Genomic DNA, 2252 nt, shown 5'->3' with positions numbered 1-2252 from the left:
TGTTTTCATTATAGACTCTGGATTAATAATATTACCAGTATTAGATTTTCACACTTTATTAATTTCATCATAATAAATACTATCATTATCAAATGGAACAATAATTTTAATATATTCGTTATAATCGATTTTAGAAAAATCATTAATAGTTGGATAAGTAATATTTATTGAATTATCTGTTTGTAATCGTTCTTTTAATCAAAATAATAATGTTGGATAAAAAGTTTTTTTACTAATATGTTTATATTCTTCTTCTCATGGATGAGCATAATTATCTAAACTATAATTATAAGGTCTAGATACTGTTTTACTAGATATAATATCAATTATTTCACCTGCTAATTTTAAAGCATTTTTAACATCACGAGTAATATTTTCATTTGCCTCAGGGTCATTAGTTTGTGAATAAGCAACTCCACCTTGTGAAAATGAAGCACTACCAGTTAAATCATTAACTCCTTTTGGTAAATATCAATTAATAATTGCTAATAAACAAGCAGATTGAATATAACTTAATCATTTATCATATTCAATTAAACCAGTATTATCTTTTTTAACTCAGGGAAATAAATCTTTTTTATTAATCTTATCGGAAATTGTCCCGCCTGATAATCTATCCATTCATAAACTAGTTTTTAAAATAGCATTATAAATTAAATTATCATTATAAGCAGATTGTTTTCTTTCATTAATAGGTTGTCAAAGTTTACTTTCTTTAACATCTTCAACTGTTATAAATAATAAATTACTTAAATTATTTTCCATATAATACACCCCTTAATTGATTACGATATTTATTTTTTAAATTACTTGGCTTATAAATATTAACTCTTGTTTTTGTTTTCTTAATTTTTTTAATAATTTGATTAGTTTTGTAAAACATATTTTTAACTGGTGTTTTATATAAATTCTTAATATTTTTAACATCACTTCGGCGTTCGCGATACCATTTTTTATTATTAATTTCACCAGCAAAATTAAAATTAAAATGTCCAATCTTTAAATTATTAATAAACTTTTTAATTTGTTGTAATTTTTGAACTGTTGGTAATGTTAATTTAGTAGTTCCTTTGGGATATTTTTCTTTTAATGCTTGTGGTAATCGTTTTTTAATATAATCTCTTAAATGACTAGGTAATCATTTTCGTAATCAATAACGCCAAAATAAAGTTCCTGCATTAGATACAGCATTACTTAATAATTTTCAAATTTCAACTGGAACACTAGGATAAACATAAGGTCCATAAAATTTCGGATGTTTTGCTGTTTTTGTATATATTAAAATAGTTAAATTACCTGTTAAAGTTAACTTATTTGTAATATTAAACATACCACTATCAAGTCAACTACTATTTAAAGGTTGTCAATTAGTATTTAGATAATTTTCATTTTTAAATTGTTCTCTATTTTTAATATTATTATCTTTTTCTAATTGACTTAATATTTGTTGTATTTCTTTTTTATGACCTTTTTTAATTAAATCTAAATAAGTAAAAGGATTTAATCACTTATAAATATCTTCAACTTTATTTGTAATTTTATTATATTTACTAGTAACATAATTAACTGGTTTTAATACCGTTTGTTTAATTTGATTAACTCTATTAATTAAATTTACAAATTTACTTATTAAAGGTTTATTTTCTAAATTAGTTACTAATAAAGTTAAAACTCGTAATATTAATAAATTCATTTTTTATTAAGAATTTTTAATTACTACATCAATCGGATTTGTTTGACCAGTAGCGTTGTTTTTACCTTCAATTTGAACAGATACTGTTTGATCATTAGTAATATCAATTGGTCAATCCCCACCTTTACTTTCAATAAAGTAGTCAAAATCACTTTCAGTTAAAGAACTATCTAGTGCTTTTACTGCTTTTAAAACAACATTTTTAAATTGTGGTTTTAGTTGTTCAACTGTTGCTTGTGTTGGGTCTGCAACATGAATAGTTGGTTTATCTATTTTATTAATTCCACTGATATCAATTTTAGTGGAAGTTGATGATGAGATTACATAATCAACTGGCACTCTAAAAGTTTTATTTAGATTACTTTTAGCAGTATTAATTTCATCTTGTGTTGGTTGTTTTTCTAAAATAATCTTACATGTTTTTGGATATAAAATAGTTGGTGTTGCATATTGTACTTTACCAATTCATTTAGGGTTAGCAGTATCATTATCTAAAACTTGTTGAATAGTATCCATATTAATTGGATATGCTCATACTTGTTTATTAATTATTAAACCA

Annotated in this window: 3 protein-coding genes; all 3 read right to left on the bottom strand. The window is 23.1% G+C overall.

Annotated elements, in window-relative coordinates; translation table 4 throughout:
• Nucleotides 1-765: hypothetical protein (locus D9R21_RS05795; RefSeq protein ID WP_148108851.1), on the bottom strand; the 765-nt coding region annotated here is incomplete at its 3' end.
• A complete protein-coding gene (locus D9R21_RS05790) occupies nucleotides 755-1693 on the bottom strand; it encodes a hypothetical protein (protein ID WP_126821459.1) in 939 nt (312 codons plus the stop codon). The genes D9R21_RS05795 and D9R21_RS05790, both read right to left, overlap by 11 nt.
• Before the next feature lie 6 nt (nucleotides 1694-1699).
• A partial coding sequence (locus D9R21_RS07410; protein ID WP_158613936.1) for a hypothetical protein occupies nucleotides 1700-2252 on the bottom strand: 553 nt, incomplete at its 5' end.

Source organism: Spiroplasma endosymbiont of Megaselia nigra (assembly GCF_003987485.1).
Lineage (GTDB): Bacteria > Bacillota_I > Bacilli_A > Mycoplasmatales > Mycoplasmataceae > Spiroplasma.
Note: the sequence above shows the minus strand (reverse complement) of the source record. Positions and strands in the feature narration are given on the sequence as shown.